We start from the raw sequence: 2,309 nt of genomic DNA, 5'->3' as shown, positions 1-2,309 counted from the left end.
GTCTTCAAGGTTGGATACATCTTAGCACGCTGTCCAGTTTTGCCGGACCACTTCAAGGTGGATATCGCGCTGATCCTGTGCGTTCTGTTCCAGCTCCGCGAGGTTCTGCAAGGTCTGTTCGATTCCGCGCCCTGTCGCAATGTTGCCTGTATAGACCAACAGTACCGCAGTGGCGTTTAACTCTGCCTCATAGCGCACTGTCATGCGGGGACTACCTTTCCATCTTTGAGGCAAGGGCGCGGGTGTGCGGGGCGGCGCATTATAGAGAACAGTCGGACGCTTGATGGCGTAGTGCTCTTCGAGGTGACTCGCGATGGTACGGCTGACCGTTAAGACCGCATTCACGCGTGGCAGAAAGCGACGCTCTAATGCTTGGATCCGTGGGCGCATTGCCCAGATCAGGGGATGATTGCGATGGGCTTCCAGCTCATGGCTATCGAAGACACAAATCGCGCCGCTCGCCTGCGCTACGCGCACAGTGAGAGGGAGCGCCAACCCATCGTGACCATGCACCACATCGGGCTGGAAAGCTGTGATAGAAGGCGCGAACACCCGGCGGAAGACTCCATGCGCCAAATACCACATGAGCAGATATGCAGTAGCTCTTGGAACCGCCCACAGCGCTTTGATACCGTTACGCACTTGGTTCAGGCACGGCAGGTACGCCTCGGTTTTGACCGTGTAATATGAATAATAACAAGAGCATATAAAGCTGTACCGCAAAGAAAGATTGAAATACTGAATCAGTTAAGCCGTTAAGCGCAGGAACCAGCACAATGCCAAGGGCCGCTGGCAGCGTTCCGCGATGAAATAGCTGACAACCCGCACATTGAAAAATTATGCCCGAAGCAAGCGCAATCCAGCCTCCTGCAATCAGATAAGACAGGTAGGTTTGATGCGCTGCAAACCACCAATCACGTGTAATAATGCCATGGATCAACAAACGCTCGTTCACATGCCCGCTGCCAAAAGGAAGGCTTTGCTTGATAACCTCCAGAGCAGCTGACCAGATTTCGATGCGATAAAATGTTTCGCTTGTTAGCCCGTTTTCCCAAAGTTTCTCAAACGTATAAGCAAAGCGGATAGCAAGGGTCCGCCCACTGACAGCATCAAAGACGTAGAGCACAAACAGCCCCACTACGAGCGCGCCAAAAACAAGGGCTATATCTTTGAAAGAAGAGGTGCCCTGTCGCTGCGAGCGCAGCACGTGAGCCGCAAGAATTATGGTGCAAAGCAACCAGATGAGCAAAATCATTCGCCCACCTGAATAGAGACACATAACAGCAGCCGTGCCCAACAAAGCAATCCGCATCAGTTTTACCCTGTACGCCATCGCATTGAAGTCACAAAAACAGATCAGTGTTAGTACAAGATACCACATAGGTGGCACCAACGCGTTCGTAGAAAATGCACGCGCGCGGGTACCTTGGGGCCCAAAAACGAAATAGCTCATCACGCAAAATGACAAAAACAATCCGACAGGTGCCCAGCTTTGGAAAGAAGCCATAACATCATGCCCACGCCCCAGATAAACCCAGATCACCGCGAAGCCCAACAACGTCATACCATAGGACTCAAACGCAACCCTGCGCAAATGGGGCAGGTTGCCCTCCAGTGACGGATAGAGCCAGGTGTTCAGTAAGAAGTAGAGGATGAACTGCAAAAGCATCACATGAGGCCAACCAAAGTGTGGCAAGTTCGTAAATATTTGACGTCCGCGTAAAAGAGCCGAGATAAGCACAAACACCATAGCCAATTGCAACGCCAGCAAATGAAACGATGGAATAAGTCCGAGACACAGCGCAATCGCAACATCCAGACCGTGCTGAAGGCGTTCAACCGTTGCACGGGTCGAGCTGTGTATACGAGAGAAATTCACCAGTTTCGCTGCGTCTTTTATCAGAGTCAAAAATATCTCTCACCTGTTGCTTATGACAGACTTAAAGTAAAGCCGGAACCAATTTTGCTTTGGTTTATTCTTGGTGTGTTGTGCTCTGACAGAGATCACTACAGCCGAGCGCATAGACTTGCATCCCCTTAGAAGAGGCGTGTAAGGCACGGGCGGCGTGACATCTGCGCGCGCGTAAAGACGGTAACGCAAGGTGGTTCTAAAATGCAGTTGCACTCTGTGATGTCAGCGCTTCAACGAAACTCCACCCGAAACATGCGTGTTTTCAAGTATATCACACTACTGATCTTCTGTCTCATGGCACCCCTTGCGAGCATGCAAAACCCTCTCACCGTTTCGAGTTATTGACCTGCCCCCCGAAACTTCCCTCAGTTTAATGTAGAGTTTGCTCAACCATCGA

Annotated in this window: 2 protein-coding genes; both read right to left on the bottom strand. The window is 51.1% G+C overall.

The genetic code is table 11. The features are described from left to right. Positions 1–21: 21 nt before the first annotated feature. Positions 22–642, bottom strand: coding sequence for a glycosyltransferase (locus PFRI_RS10290; RefSeq protein WP_072630624.1), 621 nt, complete (start codon positions 640–642; stop codon positions 22–24). After that, entirely contained in the window at positions 635–1,909 is a 1,275-nt protein-coding gene (locus tag PFRI_RS10285; RefSeq protein ID WP_072630623.1) for an O-antigen ligase family protein, read from the bottom strand. Before PFRI_RS10285 ends, PFRI_RS10290 begins: the two co-directional genes overlap by 8 nt. Between the last annotated feature and the right edge of the window lie 400 nt (positions 1,910–2,309).

Origin of the sequence: Planktotalea frisia, from assembly GCF_001890925.1 — a bacterium.
Taxonomy (GTDB): domain Bacteria; phylum Pseudomonadota; class Alphaproteobacteria; order Rhodobacterales; family Rhodobacteraceae; genus Planktotalea; species Planktotalea frisia.
This window is presented reverse-complemented; position numbering and strand designations above follow the sequence as displayed.